General features: G+C 66.5%; 18 protein-coding genes and 1 pseudogene. 7 read left to right on the top strand and 12 right to left on the bottom strand.

From position 1 onward, the window contains the following. The first annotated feature begins 9 nt into the window (after nucleotides 1–9). Together CDN38_RS14000 and CDN38_RS14005 are read left to right on the top strand one after the other, a co-directional pair. Complete coding sequence (locus tag CDN38_RS14000) at nucleotides 10–441, top strand: hypothetical protein (RefSeq protein ID WP_075509110.1); 432 nt, start codon at nucleotides 10–12, stop codon at nucleotides 439–441. Further along, nucleotides 442–1,449, top strand: coding sequence for a PHP domain-containing protein (locus CDN38_RS14005; protein WP_075509111.1), 1,008 nt, complete (start codon nucleotides 442–444; stop codon nucleotides 1,447–1,449). Here the strand turns inward: CDN38_RS14005 and dinB are convergent. Beyond that, nucleotides 1,438–2,640: a DNA polymerase IV gene (dinB, locus tag CDN38_RS14010; protein ID WP_075509112.1), complete on the bottom strand. Its 1,203-nt coding sequence runs from the start codon at nucleotides 2,638–2,640 to the stop codon at nucleotides 1,438–1,440. The genes CDN38_RS14005 and dinB overlap by 12 nt on opposite strands. Nucleotides 2,641–2,756: 116 nt before the next feature. Here dinB and CDN38_RS14015 point away from each other — a divergent pair, with 116 nt between their 5' ends. Continuing rightward, nucleotides 2,757–3,716 carry an anti-sigma factor RsbA family regulatory protein gene (locus CDN38_RS14015; RefSeq protein WP_075509113.1) on the top strand — a complete coding sequence of 320 codons (960 nt, stop codon included), beginning with the start codon at nucleotides 2,757–2,759 and terminating at the stop codon, nucleotides 3,714–3,716. Next, a complete protein-coding gene (locus CDN38_RS14020; protein WP_142361283.1) occupies nucleotides 3,677–4,837 on the top strand; it encodes an MEDS domain-containing protein in 1,161 nt (386 codons plus the stop codon). Before CDN38_RS14015 ends, CDN38_RS14020 begins: the two co-directional genes overlap by 40 nt. A gap of 9 nt (nucleotides 4,838–4,846) precedes the next feature. Here the strand turns inward: CDN38_RS14020 and CDN38_RS14025 are convergent, their stop codons facing one another. Further along, nucleotides 4,847–5,494, bottom strand: a complete 648-nt coding sequence (locus CDN38_RS14025) for a TetR/AcrR family transcriptional regulator (RefSeq protein WP_075509115.1) — start codon at nucleotides 5,492–5,494, stop codon at nucleotides 4,847–4,849. 76 nt (nucleotides 5,495–5,570) lie between these two features. Here CDN38_RS14025 and CDN38_RS14030 point away from each other — a divergent pair, with 76 nt between their 5' ends. After that, nucleotides 5,571–7,040 carry a flavin-containing monooxygenase gene (locus tag CDN38_RS14030; RefSeq protein WP_075509116.1) on the top strand — a complete coding sequence of 490 codons (1,470 nt, stop codon included), beginning with the start codon at nucleotides 5,571–5,573 and terminating at the stop codon, nucleotides 7,038–7,040. A 4-nt stretch (nucleotides 7,041–7,044) separates the two neighbouring features. On the opposite strand, the gene rraA is transcribed toward CDN38_RS14030, so the two are convergent. From rraA to CDN38_RS29445, 9 genes and pseudogenes are all read right to left on the bottom strand, one after another. After that, entirely contained in the window at nucleotides 7,045–7,527 is a 483-nt protein-coding gene (rraA, locus tag CDN38_RS14035) for a ribonuclease E activity regulator RraA (protein ID WP_075509117.1), read from the bottom strand. A gap of 4 nt (nucleotides 7,528–7,531) precedes the next feature. Continuing rightward, nucleotides 7,532–7,960 carry an Rv3852 family protein gene (locus tag CDN38_RS31825; protein WP_075509118.1) on the bottom strand — a complete coding sequence of 143 codons (429 nt, stop codon included), beginning with the start codon at nucleotides 7,958–7,960 and terminating at the stop codon, nucleotides 7,532–7,534. Between the two features lie 109 nt (nucleotides 7,961–8,069). Next, nucleotides 8,070–8,174: pseudogene (locus CDN38_RS14045) on the bottom strand (LPXTG cell wall anchor domain-containing protein); the annotation flags it as partial. Between the two features lie 255 nt (nucleotides 8,175–8,429). Beyond that, entirely contained in the window at nucleotides 8,430–9,086 is a 657-nt protein-coding gene (locus CDN38_RS14050; protein ID WP_075509120.1) for a DUF6474 family protein, read from the bottom strand. A gap of 111 nt (nucleotides 9,087–9,197) precedes the next feature. Continuing rightward, nucleotides 9,198–9,596, bottom strand: a complete 399-nt coding sequence (locus tag CDN38_RS14055) for a secretion protein EspR (RefSeq protein ID WP_075509121.1) — start codon at nucleotides 9,594–9,596, stop codon at nucleotides 9,198–9,200. Between the two features lie 471 nt (nucleotides 9,597–10,067). Beyond that, on the bottom strand, nucleotides 10,068–10,763 hold the full coding sequence (locus CDN38_RS14060) for a TMEM165/GDT1 family protein (protein ID WP_075509122.1): 696 nt from the start codon (nucleotides 10,761–10,763) through the stop codon (nucleotides 10,068–10,070). A gap of 252 nt (nucleotides 10,764–11,015) precedes the next feature. Beyond that, entirely contained in the window at nucleotides 11,016–11,549 is a 534-nt protein-coding gene (locus CDN38_RS14070; RefSeq protein WP_023368897.1) for a hypothetical protein, read from the bottom strand. 222 nt (nucleotides 11,550–11,771) lie between these two features. Continuing rightward, the gene (locus CDN38_RS14075; protein ID WP_036410990.1) at nucleotides 11,772–12,395 is read right to left on the bottom strand and encodes a superoxide dismutase; all 624 of its coding nucleotides are present in this window, start codon (nucleotides 12,393–12,395) and stop codon (nucleotides 11,772–11,774) included. A 160-nt stretch (nucleotides 12,396–12,555) separates the two neighbouring features. Then, complete coding sequence (locus tag CDN38_RS29445) at nucleotides 12,556–12,711, bottom strand: hypothetical protein (protein WP_180276327.1); 156 nt, start codon at nucleotides 12,709–12,711, stop codon at nucleotides 12,556–12,558. A gap of 642 nt (nucleotides 12,712–13,353) precedes the next feature. On the opposite strand from CDN38_RS29445, the gene CDN38_RS14080 reads away from it, so the two are divergent. Together CDN38_RS14080 and CDN38_RS14085 are read left to right on the top strand one after the other, a co-directional pair. Then, nucleotides 13,354–14,400, top strand: a complete 1,047-nt coding sequence (locus tag CDN38_RS14080) for a DUF4328 domain-containing protein (protein ID WP_099319011.1) — start codon at nucleotides 13,354–13,356, stop codon at nucleotides 14,398–14,400. A 5-nt stretch (nucleotides 14,401–14,405) separates the two neighbouring features. Continuing rightward, the gene (locus tag CDN38_RS14085; RefSeq protein WP_075509171.1) at nucleotides 14,406–15,230 is read left to right on the top strand and encodes a glycerophosphodiester phosphodiesterase; all 825 of its coding nucleotides are present in this window, start codon (nucleotides 14,406–14,408) and stop codon (nucleotides 15,228–15,230) included. Here the strand turns inward: CDN38_RS14085 and CDN38_RS14090 are convergent. Then, a complete protein-coding gene (locus CDN38_RS14090; protein ID WP_075509123.1) occupies nucleotides 15,227–15,772 on the bottom strand; it encodes a ferritin in 546 nt (181 codons plus the stop codon). The genes CDN38_RS14085 and CDN38_RS14090 overlap by 4 nt on opposite strands. Nucleotides 15,773–15,854: the final 82 nt, after the last annotated feature.

Consider the following 15,854-nt stretch of genomic DNA (forward strand, 5'->3'; position numbering starts at 1 on the left):
GAGGCAACGATGTGCTACGCCCTGGGAATCGACACCAAACTCACCCTGTTGGCGGCCGGACTGATCTTCTTGTTGGCGCTTGTCCTCGGGGTGTGGAAGTACCGGCAGATCATGATCTCCGATGACCGCCGGGCGCATGTTTATGTCGACATCGCTCACCGGGCGGCGCTGCTCTACGCGTTTGCGACGCTGTTAATCGCGGTCTTCGTCGAGCTCAGCGCGTGGCCGGCGTGGCTCAACCTGACAGCAGCGATGGTGGTGGTGTTCTTTTTCGTCGCCGCGATCGGCAGTTATGTCTGGCACGGCGCCCGGCGCGACACCGACAACCAATTCGACCCTCCGGCGCCGGGCACCCGGCTGGGCATGACCTTGCTCATTCTCGGCGAAATAGGCGGTTTCTCCGTGGTTTTCGCCGGCTTCATCGCGGGGCAGCTGAGTTAGATGGATCCGGTAGCCGCGCTGCGCCAGATCGCCTACTACAAGGACCGCAGCCGCCATGACCCGAGGCGCGTCATGGCGTATCGCCACGCCGCTGACGTCATCGAGAAACTGGACGACGCCGCGCGCGAGCGGCACGGTCAGGCCAACAGCTGGCAGTCGGAGCCGGGCATCGGGCCGAAAACCGCCAAGGTCATCGACCAGGCCTGGTCCGGCCACGAGCCCGACCTTCTCGTCGAATTACGTTCTGCCGCTGAGGATTTCGGTGGGAGCGCGGTCCGCACCGCGCTGCGGGGCGATTTGCACCTGCATTCGAACTGGTCGGACGGGTCGGCGCCGATCGAGGAGATGATGGCCACCGCGGCCGGCCTGGGCCATGAATACTGCGCGCTGACCGACCATTCGCCGCGGCTGACGATTGCCAACGGCCTGTCCCCGGAGCGGTTGCGCAAGCAACTCGACGTCATCGACGAGGTGCGCGACAAGTTCGCCCCGATGCGCATCCTCACCGGAATCGAGGTCGACATTCTGGAAGACGGCAGCCTCGACCAAGAGCCGCAGCTGCTGGATCGGCTCGACATCGTGGTGGCCAGCGTGCACTCGAAGCTGGCGATGGATGCGGCCGCGATGACCCGGCGGATGGTCCGTGCAGTCTGCGACGGCCACGTCGACGTACTGGGCCATTGCACGGGCCGCCTGGTCTCCGGCAACCGCGGTATCCGGCCCGAATCGAAGTTCGACGCCGAGGCGGTGTTCACCGCCTGCCGCGACCACGGCACCGCGGTAGAGATCAACTCCCGTCCCGAGCGTCGGGACCCACCGACGCGGCTGCTCAACCTCGCCTTGGAGATCGGTTGCGTGTTCAGCATCGACACCGACGCGCACGCGCCCGGCCAGCTGGATTTCCTTGGCTACGGTGCGCAACGTGCCCTCGATGCCGGTGTTCCGGTCGACCGCATCATCAACGCCTGGCCGGCCGAGCAGCTGCTGGAGTGGGTGTCAGTCCGGTAGCCGCGGCATCTCCACGCCCGGGTCGCGGCCCATCAACACCGCGCGGGTCAGCGCGGATTTGCCGAAGCGGCGCCGGACCTGGTCCACCGCCTGGTCGAGCACGTCCGGCGGCTCGCCGTCAAATGGCAGCATCAACTGTTGGGTGCCGCTGCGGTCGATACCGGAGACCGCAAAGCCGACCAGGGTCAGGCCTCGGCGGTCGATGTCCGGGGCGGCCGATGCGACCAGCCGCCGGGCGGCGGCCAGGATAGGCTGCGTCGACGCGGTCGCCCACGGCAGTGTGTGCGACCGGGTGGCGCGGCTGAAGTCGTCGAACCGCAGGCGCAACACCACGGTTCGGCCGGTGCGTCCGGCGGCGCGCATCCGGCCGGTGATCCGGTCGACCAGGGTGACCACCACCGCGTCGATCTCGGCGGGCGACATGGCGTTGCCGGCTCGTCCCAGCGCTCGTTGGGCGCCCACCGAGCGGCGCCGCACGCCGACGGTCACCCGGCGGCGGTCGATATTGCGCGACAAGGCATACAGTTGTCGGCCCATCGGTCCGCCGACCATCGAGCCCAGCGTGGACTCGCTGAGCTCGGCGACGTCGGCGACCGTATGTATGCCGTGGGCGTGCAGCTTGTCGGCGGTCACCGCACCCACGCCCCACAACCGGCGCACCGGCAGCGGATGCAGAAATGCCAATTCCTGATCCGGCGGCACCAGGAGCAATCCGTCGGGTTTGGCCTCCTGGCTGGCGACCTTGGCGAGGAACTTCGTCCGCGCCACTCCCACGGTGATGGGCAGGCCGACCTGCTCGCGTACGTCGGCGCGCAGCCGCGTCGCGATCTCGACCGGGGTCCCGCAGAGCCGGCGCAGCCCGCCCACATCGAGGAATGCCTCGTCCACCGAGAGCGGTTCCACCACCGGTGTGCAGTGCCGAAAGACGGCGAACACGGCCTCGCTGGCCCGGGTGTAGGCGCTCATCCGCGGCGGCACCACCACGGCGTGCGGACATAGCCGTCGCGCCTGAGCGCCGCCCATCGCGGTGCGCACACCGTAGGCCTTGGCCTCGTAGCTGGCCGCCAGCACAACACCGGCGCCGACGATCACCGGGCGGCCCCGCAATGCGGGGTCGTCACGCTGCTCGACGGAGGCGTAGAACGAATCCAGGTCCGCGTGCAGGATGGAAGCCTCATTCCGCATGGACATATGTTCGCAGCCGGGTACGACAGCCGAAGGTGCTGCGACCGGCGCCCCGGCCGCGTCGAGGTAGCATCGGCAATCGGGGACGGGGAGGCCCTCTAGCGGATCAAGGTGATGGCCGCATGACCACGAGCACCCACGAAAAGCCGTCCGGTCTGGAGCATTTCGCGCTGTTCTATCGCTCCGAGCCGGAGTACCTGGACGCAGTCGTGCCCTTTGTCCTCGATGGGCTGGGCAACGACGAACCGGTGCTGGTCGCCGTCCCCGAGCCCAGGCTCGCGCTGCTACGTGCTGCGTTGGGCAGCGCCTGCCAGCAGGTCACCTTGGCCGATTTGACCGCCGTCGGCCGCAACCCCGGCCGGATTCTCGGGGTGGAGAGTGCCTTCGCCGCCGGGCACGAGGGCAGGCCGGTCCGGATCGTCGGTGAGCCGGTGTGGCCGGGCCGCACCGACGACGAATATCCGGCGTGCGTGCAGCACGAGGCGTTGGTCAATGCGGCGTTTGCCGGACGCGACGCGACGGTGCTGTGCCCCTACGACGCTCGCGGACTGAGCGCTGACGTTGTCGCCGACGCCCGCATGACCCACCCACTGGTGTGGACGGACGGATCGGCGGACCGAAGTCCCGAGTATGCGCCGGATGACGCGCTGGCGCGCTACAACCGGCCGCTGCCCGCCAACCCGATAGCGGTCACCTATACGATTCGGTCTGCCAACGATCTCCGGCCCGCCCGCTCGGTCGCTTCCTGGTATGGGAACGGGCTGGGCCTGCCTGCCGCGACGATTGCGAACCTCGAGCTGATCGCCACCGAGCTGGCCACCAACAGCCTCGAACACGCCGGCAGCGCCTGCAGGCTGGCCTTCTGGCAGCACAACGGGTATCTGGTCTGCGAGGCCAGCGATCACGGCCAGCTCGACGATCCCCTGGCCGGGCGGCGCCCTCCGGCCCGCGGCGTCGCCGGTGGCCGCGGCCTGTTTCTGGTCAACGCCCTGGCCGATCTGGTCCGTACCCACACCGGCGCCAGCGGCACCACTATCCAGGCGTGCCTGCGGATGGACTCATCGAAACGGGGGATCGCATGATCCGTCAACATGGTGTCGTCGCATCAGCCGCGGGACTGGTCCCCTTCGGGCATCTGGGGTGGGGTTACAGCGAGCAAGCGCAGTTTCGCGCACGCGCCGCCGAATACATCGTGGACGGACGGTTGCAGAACCAATGGGTCGAGTACGTCGGCGCCGGCAGTCGCGACGATTTGCGCTCCGAACTCGCCGCCATGCCCGCCCTGTCCGAGATCGATATCGACGGCATCGGCGTGACGCCGGTCGAAGAGTTCTATACCTTTCGGCCCGGCACTGACGTCGTGGATCCCGAGGCTTCGGTGGCCCAGCGCGTCGAGGCCGTCGAGAAGGCGCTCGCCGACGGCTACTCGGGCTTCCGGGCCGTCGTGGATTGCACCGCGGTGGCACGCAGGCCCGACCAGCTCGATGCGTTCGCCTGCTTCGAGTTCCTGATCGACCAGAAGATGGCCGTGCTTCCGGTGTCTGCGCTGTGCGCCTACGACACCGGCCAGGTGAGAAACGATGCGGCCGAACTGATGTGCCTGCACCCCTACGTGGGCCCGCACGGACCCAGTTTCCGGCTCTATGCCGCGCCGGGATGCGGCTTTGCGCTGGCCGGTGAGATCGATGTCGCAAGCGAGTCGGTCTTCGCCACCACGCTGCACCGCACCTGGCCGCTGACCGGCGACGACACGTTGGTCATCGACGCGCAAGGGCTGGAATTCATCAGCCACCGCCAGCTAGACATCCTGGATCGCTGCGCGCGCTCCGGTAACCGCGATGTGGTGCTGCGCACCGACCAACCCGCTGCCATCCGCCTCTTCGGCGTGCTCGATTTCGCCCGGGTCCGACTGGAGCCGCCCGCCGACGTTGACGGCGACGGCTGGTCACAACCGCGGCACGACCAGCATGTGGAGAGCCGGGCGACCATCGAGCAAGTCAAAGGCGCGCTCATGCACGGCTTCGGCGTTACTGCGCAGGAAGCCTTCGACATGCTGGTGACGTTGTCGCAGGACACCAACACCAAATTGCGCGATGTTGCCGGTCAGTTGCTGGACCAGCTGGCCGGACCGGCCTCGGGCCGGACCCGCCGCGGCATTCGCGACGCGATCACAACCGTGCGAAACCGGTTACGCCACGATTGACCGCGGGGATCAACGCCCGTCGCCGTAGATGCTGCTGACCCAGATGTGCACCAGCGTGTCCAGCACGTGCGCTTCCGGGACGCAGGGCTGTTCGGCGGCAAAGGACGCGAACAGCGTCCGTTCGTTCATCAGATTGAGCGCGGTGGCCAGTTCCAGGGCGGGCACGGTGACCGGCGCGGCGCCGCGGTCGCGTTCGGTCTCGATCACCTCGGCGGTGTAGGAGATCCACTTCTGCATGAACGTCGACCACAGCTGCCGGACCTCGCCGCTGGTTGCCCGGGCGGCCTGACCGGCCCGCGTGACCCCCTTATGCGAACCGAATGTCTCGAAGAACACGTTGATCCCGGTGCGCCACATGGTGTCGCGGTCGGCGTCTGGGGCCTGGATCAGGTTTTCCAGCGCGGTGTCGGCCTCGGTGACCACCCGGTCCAGCAGCGTCAACAGCACCGCTTCCTTGGACGGGAAATAGAAGTAGAACGTCGGCCGCGATATTCCTGCCCCCTTGGCCAGGTCGTCGACCGAAATGTCGGCCAGGGGACGATCTTCCAGCAGCTTTTCAGCGGTAACCAGGATGGCCAGTTCTCGATCGTCTCCGGATGGCCGCCCGGTGCGCCGGCCGCGATGCAGCGACGCCTGACCGGTCGGGGAAGTGGCCACGACCCGCAGCTTACCGTGTGTCGATAGTTTCGACACTACGTTGACGCATTCAACAACGCGTTGATAGCGTGGTTCTATGACCGAGCACCTTGACGTCGTCATCGTGGGGGCGGGTATTTCCGGCGTGAGCGCGGCCTGGCATCTGCAGGACCGCTGCCCCACCAAGAGCTACGCCATCCTGGAGAAGCGGTCCGCCATGGGCGGCACCTGGGACCTGTTTCGCTATCCCGGCATTCGCTCCGACTCCGATATGCACACCCTGGGCTTTCGGTTCCGCCCCTGGACCGAGCGTCAGGCCATTGCCGACGGCGAGCCGATCCTCGAGTACGTCAAGGGCACCGCGGCCATGTACGGCATCGACAAGCACATCCGGTTCAACCAGAAAGTCGTCAGCGCCGACTGGTCGACGGCCGAAAACCGCTGGACCGTCAACATCGAGACCAATGGCACCCGCAGCCAGCTCAGCTGCTCATTCCTGTTTCTGTGCAGCGGCTACTACAACTACGAACAGGGATATTTGCCGAAATTCCCCGGCGCGGCGGACTTCACCGGCGCGATCATCCATCCGCAGCACTGGCCCGAGGACCTCGACTACGAGGGCAAGAACATCGTCGTGATCGGAAGTGGCGCCACGGCCGTCACTCTCGTTCCGGCACTGGCGGATTCGGGTGCCAAGCACGTCACGATGCTGCAGCGTTCGCCGACCTATATCGTTTCCCAACCGGACAGTGACAGCATCGCCGACAGGCTCAACCGTTGGCTGCCGGAAAACCTGGCCTACTTCGCGGTCCGGTGGAAGAACGTGTTGCGCCAGGCGGCGGTGTACGCGGCCTGCCAGAAGTGGCCGCGGCGGATGCGGAAGATGTTCATGGGCTTGGCTGCGCGCCAACTGCCCGAAGGTTACGACGTGCGCAAGCACTTTGGCCCGCACTACAATCCGTGGGACCAGCGGTTGTGCCTGGTACCCAACGGCGACCTGTTCCGTGCCATTCGCCACGGGCAGGTCGAGGTGGTCACCGACACCATCGATCGGTTTACCCCGTCCGGAATCCGGTTGAATTCCGGACGTGAACTACCGGCCGACATCATCGTCACCGCAACGGGTTTGAACCTACAACTCTTCGGCGGAGCAACCGCCTCCGTCGACGGAGAACCGGTGGATCTCACCAAGACGATGGCCTACAAGGGCATGATGCTGTCCGGGATACCCAATATGGCGTACACGGTCGGCTACACCAATGCCTCGTGGACACTGAAGGCCGACCTGGTGTCGGAGTTCGTCTGCCGTGTGCTGAACTACATGGACGCCAATGGATTTGACACCGTGATGGCCGAACATCCGGGTCCGGACGTCGAGGAACGGCCGTTCATGGAGTTCACTCCCGGCTACGTACTGCGCTCGATCGACGAACTGCCGAAGCAGGGCTCGCGAAAGCCGTGGCGGCTAAATCAGAACTATCTGCGCGACATCCATCTGATCAGGCGGGGCAAGATCGATGACGAAGGGCTGCGCTTCTCCAAAAAGCGTGCCCCGGTGCGGGTTTAGGCTTTCACGGGGAGACGACGACAATGCCGTCGTCGTCGCTGTAGACGACTTCGCCCGGCACGAAGGTCACGCCACCCAGGGTGACGTCGACGTCGCGTTCCCCGGCGCCGGTCTTGGTGCTCTTGCGGGGATTGGTGCCCAGCGCCTTGATGCCGATGTCGATGCCGCCCAGTGCGACCGAATCGCGTACCGCGCCGTGTACCACCAGGCCCGCCCAGCCGTTGGATCGGGCCAATTCGGCGATCACATCGCCGACCAGTGCGGTGTGTAACGAGCCGGCGCCGTCGACAACCAGCACGCCGCCGGCCCCCGGCTGCGAGAGCATGGATTTCAGCAGGGCGTTGTCCTGAAAGCAGCGCACCGTGCTGATCGGCCCGGCGAACTCCGCGCGCCCGCCGAACTGGCGGAATTGCAGGTCGCAGCTGCGCACGTCGGGCCCGATATCGTCGACCAGATCGGCCGTCGGCCGGAACGACACGTTGCGCATCGACCTAGCGGCGGCGCAGCTGCCGGACCAGCAGCATCGCCAGCAGGCTTAGCGCGACGGCGACCAGCAGCGGAACGGTGAAGTTGTTCGACGCCGGCTCCAGGTCCCGGGAAAGTGGGTCATTGGCCCGGTCGACAGCTGCCTTCGCTTGTGCTGCAGCGTCTTTGGCGGCCGCGGCAAGTTCGCCATCGGATTTCGCGCGCTGCTCGAGACCAGGCGGCTCGGCGGCCATTGCGGCGGCCGCGGGTTCCGGGTTGCCGGTGGGGGTGTTCTTGGTGGGGGCTTTTTTGGCCGGCGCTTTTTTGGCCGGCGTTTTCTTGGCGGGCGCTTTTTTGGCGGGGGCCTTCGCGGCCTTCTTGGCGGGCTGCTTCTTGGCCGGTGGTCTCGGTGTGCCGTCGGGTTCGCCGACGGGTCGATCCTGCGGGTCTGCCATGCGGCCGCTCCTTTGCAGCTTCTCTGTTTGCGTGGGTGCGAAGCACTCGGGTCCCATCATGCCAGGACCCGTTGTGCCGCCATCTCGGCTACCTGTGCGCGCTTACCGGCTACCGCCGCCGCCGTACCGCCCACAGCGCCGCCGCGGCGACCGCGGCTATCGCACCGACCGCGAAAGGCCAGGTAGGCACGTCGGCGTCGGTGTTGGCCCGGGCTACCGTCACCGGGTAGCTGTCCCGCAGGTGTGGCCACCCGGTGACGGTCGGGCCGGTCAGCTCCGGCTCGGCGGTAGGCCACCCGGTGCCCGGATGCTGGATACCGGTCAGGCTCACCCGGGTTGGACCCGCGGATGCGCGGACGGGGTCACCGCTGGCGCCATCCACCATCAAGGGCGCGGCGATCGTCAGGGCGACCAGCAGCAGGGCTGACCACGCGACACCGAGCAGGTGCTTCATGATCGCCGGCGCATCTCAGGTCAGCCCCAGCCGGGCCATCAGATCGGCCTCGATGCCGTCGAGCTGTGAGGAGATCGCGGTGTGGGCGGCTCGGCGCCGCTGCGCCGGCATGTTCTCCGCGGCTGTGATGGCCGCTGACAGCTCGGCGAGCCGTTCGCTGATGGCTGCGACGAATTGTTTGGTCTCCGCGTCCTTCGGCTTCTTCTCCTGGACCATCCGCAGCGACTGCTCCGACCCGGCGATCCTGGCCGACAGCCGGGCGCCGTGCCCGGAGAATTGTCCGACCTGAGCCAGTGGAACCCCCAGTTGGTCGGCACGACGCTGATCGATCAGCCCGCGCGCGGCAATGGCCGCCCGGTATATCACCGGCACCAATATCGGGGCCAACAGCCGCGACACCGTCAGCGCCCGGCGGATTCGGGTGGGCGACAGCAACTTACCCTCGCGCGCCGCTTTGAGCTGGGTCTCGGCGACCTTCAGTGCCGCACGATCGCTGTCCCGCTGCGCCTTGAGCTGCGCCTTGAGGGCCTTGTCCGCCGCCTTGCGCTCGTACTTGAGGCGACGCGCCGCGTTCTTCGCCGACAGCTTGGCCTCGAGTTTGGCGCGGGCCTTTATCGCGCGGGCTTCGGCGCGACGAATCGCCCGGCTCTTTCGCTTGCGGAACAGGCCCATTCCCGGCCGCCTCCCGGTTCTCGTGGACTATCGCGGTGCATGCGCGATCGTTGGGCCAACCCTAATCTGCGCTGGGCGTGGGCAACCCGTCAGGTCGTTGGCAGCCGGCCGTTACACGTCGAGCCGCTCCGCGCGGCGCAGCTCGTCGATGCGGTCCGCGATCTCTTGCTGCGCCTGCGCCGACAACCCATGGGAACGCTCTGCGATGCGGCGCACGCCGTCGTCCCGCATCGCGGCCAGCCACTGCAATTCCTTGTCGATTTTCGCGTAGTAGTCGTCGTCGGTGAAGTAGGCCGCCCTGATGCGGAAGAAGTTGGCAAGCGCGGCCATGGTCGCCGACGACGGGTTGGTGCGGTTGCCCGAGCGTAGCTGGGACAGGTAGGGAGCCGACATCGTGATGCCCTCCGCCTTGAGCGCGGCGATCACCTCCGCGGAGGTGTGCGGCCCGCGTCCGGGTGGATACACCGTATCGAACAGACGGTTCAGGCGGGCAGCGAACGTCGTGCTCATCGATATGACCTCCACCGGGCTGCAAGATCGAACGGTTACCTATCTTTATTTGCTGATCATGGTAGCGACAGATATGTCCACAACCAAGTGCAAACCTGAGCGGATTGGTTGCCAGCGTGTTGGAGGCGCGTCCAGGATGCCCTTGATGAGCGTCCAACCGATTCGGTGAGGTGTCCACAGAATGAACGGATTTCACAGGCTATCCGCAGAATACATCGCAGGTGGGCACGCGGCGAGCCGTCGGCTGAGTCGTCCGGAACCGATATACGCGCACCTCGGCAGGGGAATGCATTCAATGTCGGGCAACCAACGCCCAACGGCGCAGTGCTCGGCAGCTCCTTTGCTGTCGAGGTCTACTGCGGGGCGCGGCGCAGACCGGCGGCGTCGTCGCCGGTCCACCGGAGCTGTCCGCAAGCGGTCGTCGGCATCGCCGAACGGTACGAGGTCCGGTAGGTGCCGTTCAGCACAGGTTCAACGGGGGTGGGCGGCCCTCGTGGCTACCGGGGAGGCATTGCGGCGCCGCCGAAGGGTTTGCGCCGTAACACCCGCCGCCGCCGCGATCGCCACCGCCGCCGTCACGCCGATGGCGACCGAGCGCCACCCGAGCGCGCTGTCGAACAGCATCCACAAGCCGAACAGCAGGAACAACAGGCTGGCCAGAACATGCAGCAGCTGCTCGGGCAGCCGCTGGTGCAGCAGTAGCCCCGCAGCGATTGCCAGGCCGTCGGCCAAGATCATGCCCAGGGTGGAGCCGATCCACACGCCGACCCAGTCGTGATCGCTGGCCAGGGTCACCGTCGCCAGCGTCGTCTTGTCGCTGAGCTCGGCCAGTACGAACGATGACACCACGGTGAGCAGCGCGAACCGTGGGTGGGGCGGGGTCGCGGGCTTGTCGTCACCGGCCGCGCCCTCTCGCCAGGCCCACACCGCGAAAAGCAGGAACGCGATCGCGCCCGCGAAAGCCATCGGCCGCGCCGGCAGGGTGGCGCCCAGGAAGTGGCCGATCGCCACCGAGACCCCGTGCACCGTGAAAGAGGCGATCGCCACGCCGGCCAGCACCACCCACCAGCGAAACCGCAACGCATAGGTCATGGTCACCAGTTGGGATCTGTCGCCGAGTTCGGCGACGAAAACCACCCCGAGACTCAGCAGTGTGGCTGCGAGCATTTCGGACGACCTTTCGACACGTGGTCGATGACAACGTGGTCATCGAACATCGGTCGAAGGTCTCGCCCACCGTCTGCTCGACGGTTCGCCGGCCGGGCTTTCACCAGTATGTCGACCCGACGATTCGGGGCTACTCCCCTTCGCTAACGATCCCCAGGTTAGCGGCCGGGTTCCGGGCGCGCCAGGGCGATGACGGTGTTCGGCCCGTCGCATTCCCGGATTCGCGGCCCGAAACTATGGTTTCGAATTTGCTTATGCGGCAAGCAGCATCGCCAGGATCGCGGTGTCGGGATGGCTGATCGGATCGACACCGACGCGACTCACCATGGACGTGATGGTGCCGTCCGCTTCGGCTTCCACCCAGGCGGCCCGGTGCTCCAGACCCAGGTGCGGCAATCCCGGCAGCAGGACACAGCCCGACGCTGCGCCGGTGCATTCCGGCAGCGACGGCGTTGTCTCCGACGGCGGATGCAACATCAGCAATGCCGGGGGCTGATGATCGGCGAAATATCCGGGTCGGATGGCCGATTCGCCGAACACCGTGCCCTCGGCCAGCACCAGGCCGACGGTTCCGGGCGCGGGTTCGTCGGGCAATTCTTCGCGAGCACCGAATACGGTTGTCGTGGAAAGCAGTCCGGGCCACGACGCGACTCGGACGGCGACCATCAGCAGCTGCGCCCATTCTTTGGTCGAATCAGGCCAGCGTCCAGAGATGACAAACCCTTTCAGAGCACCACGAGAATGAAAGGGAGCAACCCCTATTGGTCTATCTGACCCAGCATTCATCCCGCCCTCCGAGATGCCTCCATCCGAAATAACCACGCTGGTAGCTCGAACAACCGTCTAGTTTCAATAATCAAGCATGCGCGGGGATTTGGCGCCGCGCAACCCGACACGGCTAACCCTCGCCACGTTGACGGTGTCATCCAGATGTCGCGATATCGAAACCGGCCAAAGACCAGGGCGCCGCGCAATAGTGCGCGGCGCCCAAGCCCTGAAATATTGGAGTCAGCCGAAGATCAGGCCCGGCGTTTTCGAGGTGGCCGCCTCGTAGCGCGCCTGCACGTCGGCCCAGTTCACAACGTTCCAGAACGCTTTGGCGAAGTCGACCTTGACATTCTTGTACTGGAGGTAGAAAGCATGTTCCCACATGTCGAGCAGCAGTAACGGAATGATTCCGAGCGGAAAGTTCGTCTGGTGGTCGTAGACCTGGAATATCAGCAGCTTGTTGCCGAGAGTGTCCCAGCCCAGCGCCGCCCAGCCCGACCCCTGCACCGTGGTGGCGGCGGCGTGGAATTGGGCACGAAACTTGTCGAACGACCCGAACGCCTCGTCGATGGCCGCGGCGAGTTCGCCGGTCGGCTTGTCGCCCCCGTTGGGAGACAGGTTCTTCCACCAGATCGTGTGGTTGACGTGGCCGGCGAGGTTGAAAGCCAAGTTCTTCTCGTTCAGCAAGATCGCTGAGTGGTCTTCCTTGGCGCGCGCCTCTTCGAGTTTGGCGACCGCATCGTTGGCGCCCTTGACGTAGGTGGCGTGGTGCTTACTGTGGTGAAGTTCGTTGATCTGACCCGAGATGTGTGGTTCCAGCGCCCCGTAGTCCCAATCCAGATCGGGCAAAGCGTATTCAGCCACGGCATTCCCTCCTTGCAATCGTCTGACACGTCATTCGCGTGGGTTCCGCCACGCGGCGGGCTGACGTAGTCAACCCTGCTGCATGACCGCGCGCGCCGCAAGAACAGCCCCCATCGGGAACAGCTCGAACGGTTCCCAGGGATACCCGGGCGGCTGGGTCTTAATACACAACCAGGAGGATCAGCACCGCGAGCAGCGCGAGCGCGATAAGTCCGGCACGAAGGGCGGCGATGACATACGCGTGGTTCCAGGCGGGCGAGCCCGAGCGCGAATTCGACGGCGGCGTCGACCCCGGACCGTAGGAGTGTGTCGCCATCAAACGCCTTCCACCTGCATGGTCATCCCGCCTCAGTGAGGTGAGTCACAATGAACACCGCGTCGGAGATCATAACGCCTGGTGCACAGGTTGAAAAATTCCGTCGACGGGCAACCCCGGCAGCGCCGCCGTGTAATGGCCATGTGATGGCAAGACCGCTTCCGCGGGCCGTCGGAAAAGGCTGCCCGCGGCCCCGTGGGTGAGCCGGGCCAGACAACCGCTGACGGTTCCGCCGCACCGCCGGCAAGTCGCGTGACCAGGCGACGGCGGCGCTTCGCCCGGCGGAGAGCCGCACTTCGCTCGCGACGCCGCAGGGCTGTCGATCGGCGCGTCCCGGGAGCGCCATGTTATCCACAGTTCGACGCGAACCGGGCCGATAGAGGCGGCATCGAGATGGACCACCGGCTGTGGATAAAGCTGTGGAAACTGTGGATAGGTCGTGGCTAGGCCTTAGTAGCTGTCGAGGTCCTGTCCAGGTCCTGTCGAGCTTCTGATCCAGGTCCCGTCCAGGGCGCCCGCGGACTGTCTCGCCGGGGCCCGGGCCGCCGCGGTCGCGCGTCGTCCCGCGCACCGAAGGTGCTTCCCCGATCCGGATTGACGCCGTGCAGTGCCGTGGCGCCGACGCGCTATTAGGCTGGTCCGGTGATCCAGGTGTGCTCCCAGTGCGGCACTCGGTGGAACGTCCGCGATCGTCAGCGTGTGTGGTGTCCACGTTGCCGGGGGACCCTGATGGCGCCGCTGGCCGACCCGTCGGCGGGTGACCCGCGGTGGCGTTCACCCGTGGGCCCGCAGCCGGCGCCTCACCTCGTGCAGCGCACCCCGGCGCGGCTCCCACCCGGGTTTCGATGGATCGCGGTACGCCCGGGCGCCCCGCCGCCACCGCGGACCTGGCGACGATTCCGCGGACCCACGCCACGCTATGCCGTGATGCCGCGGTGGGGTCTGGCGGATCGACTCCCCTCGACCGCGCCTTCGCCCGCGGAAATACCGGAAAAGTCCGGGCCGGCCGCACCGACGGTGCGGTCCGTGCTGTTCGCCACGATCGTGGTGCTCGGCATCGCCGCACTGGTCTATGCGGTGCGATACGTGCTGCTCATCGTCAACCGCAGCCTATTGCTGAACTCCCTGGTGGCCGGCGCCGCGCTGTGGTTGGGGGTGCTGGCCAGCGTGGCCGCGCTCGTCGCGATGATCGGCTGTTTCGTCGTGCTGATTCGCTGGCTGATCGCTCGTCGGGCCGCCGCCTTCGGGCATCATGGCCTGCCCGAGCACCGCTCGTCGCGGCAGTTGTGGGCCGGCTGTCTGCTGCCGTTGGCCAATGTGTTCTGGGCGCCGGTGTACGTCATCGAACTGGCGGTCGTAGAAGACCAGTACCAGCGGCTGCGCCGGCCCATCGTGGTGTGGTGGATCACCTGGGTGGTCAGCAACACGGTGTCGCTGTTCGCCATCGCCACCAGCTTTTCCAGCGACGCCCAGGGCATCGCCAACAACACGGTCATGACGGTCGTTGGCTACGCGCTGGCCGCGGCCGCCGTGGCCGCTGCCGGGCGGGTCTTCGAAGGGTTCGAGCGCAAACCGGTCGAACGGCCGGCACACCGGTGGCTCGTGGTGCGCCCGGATGGCCCGCCCCCGCAACCCGCCCCGGCAGCTGCCGGTGCAGTTGAGCTGCAAGGGCAAGAACCGGCAGCATAATGGGCATGACCTGGGCCGACGAGGTGATCGCCGGGCACCCGTTTGTGGTTGCCCACCGTGGCGCGTCCGCTGCTCGACCGGAACACACGCTGGCCGCGTACGACCTGGCGCTCAAGGAGGGCGCCGACGGCGTGGAATGCGACGTGCGGCTAACCCGGGACGGCCACCTCGTCTGTGTGCACGACCGGCGCTTGGACCGGACCTCGACCGGAGTCGGGCTGGTCAGCACGATGACGCTGGCCGAGCTACGCGAGCTGGAATACGGCGCCTGGCACGAAAGCTGGCGTCCGGACGGCACTCACGGTGACACCAGCCTGCTGACCCTGGACGCGTTAGTCGCGCTGGTGCTGGACTGGCACCGGCCGGTGAAGATCTTCATCGAGACCAAGCACCCCGTCCGATACGGTTCGCTGGTCGAAAACAAAGTGCTGGCACTTCTGCACCGCTTCGGCATCGCCGCACCCGCTTCCGCCGACCGGTCGCGCGCAGTCGTGATGTCGTTCTCGGCCGCGGCGGTCTGGCGGATCCGCCGGGCCGCGCCGCTGTTGCCGACGGTGCTGCTCGGCAAGACCGGACGCTACCTCGCCAGCAGCGCGGCCACCGCCGTCGGGGCGACCGCGGTGGGACCGTCGCTGCCGGCGTTGAAGGACTACCCGCAACTCGTCGACCGTGCGGCCGCCCAGGGACGGGCGGTTTACTGCTGGAACGTCGACGAATACGGCGACGTCGAATTCTGCCGTGAGGTCGGGGTGGCGTGGATGGCCACTCACCACCCCGCCCGCACAAAGGCCTGGCTACAGCAGGGGCGCGCCGGCTGGGCCGGCGGCTAGAGGCTACCGCCGGCGGCGCGCGGGGCGCCTGAGGCGGAGGGCGCCCGGCCCACCTCGCGGGCGACGAAGTTCTCGAGTTCGAACAGGTTGGATCCGGCCCGGTCGGCGATCCGCAGCAGGGTGGACATCAGCGACATCTCCTCGACCTGTTCCTGCAGGAACCACTGCATGAACTGCTCGCCGAGGAAGTCGCCCTCGTCGCGGGCCACCGCCGCCAGCCGGCTGACCTGGTCGGTGACGGCACGTTCCTGGTCGAGCGCCAGCGCCAGCGCGTCACGCGGTTTGTCGAACTGGTTTCGGACGGTGTCAACGCCCGGTATTTCGACGCGAAGGCCGCGCTCGAGCAGATGTTGCACCAGCATCATCGCGTGATTGCGTTCTTCGACCGCCTGGCCATAGAAATGCTTCGCCAATTGCGGCAAGTCCTCGCTGTCGAAATGCACCGCGATCGCAATATATTGCTGCGCGGTGGTGAATTCGTTAAAGAGTTGCTCCTGCATTAACTCGTGGAATTTGGTCTTGTGTCCGTCGTAGTCAGTCATGAAGTCAGATTAATGCAGGTAGAACCCGGTCCGCAACGAAGGCATCACTTAGTGAGGAAAGCGTTTCCTAAGTGCTCCGCGG

Origin of the sequence: Mycobacterium ostraviense, assembly GCF_002705925.1 — a bacterium.
GTDB classification, from domain to species: Bacteria; Actinomycetota; Actinomycetes; order Mycobacteriales; family Mycobacteriaceae; genus Mycobacterium; species Mycobacterium ostraviense.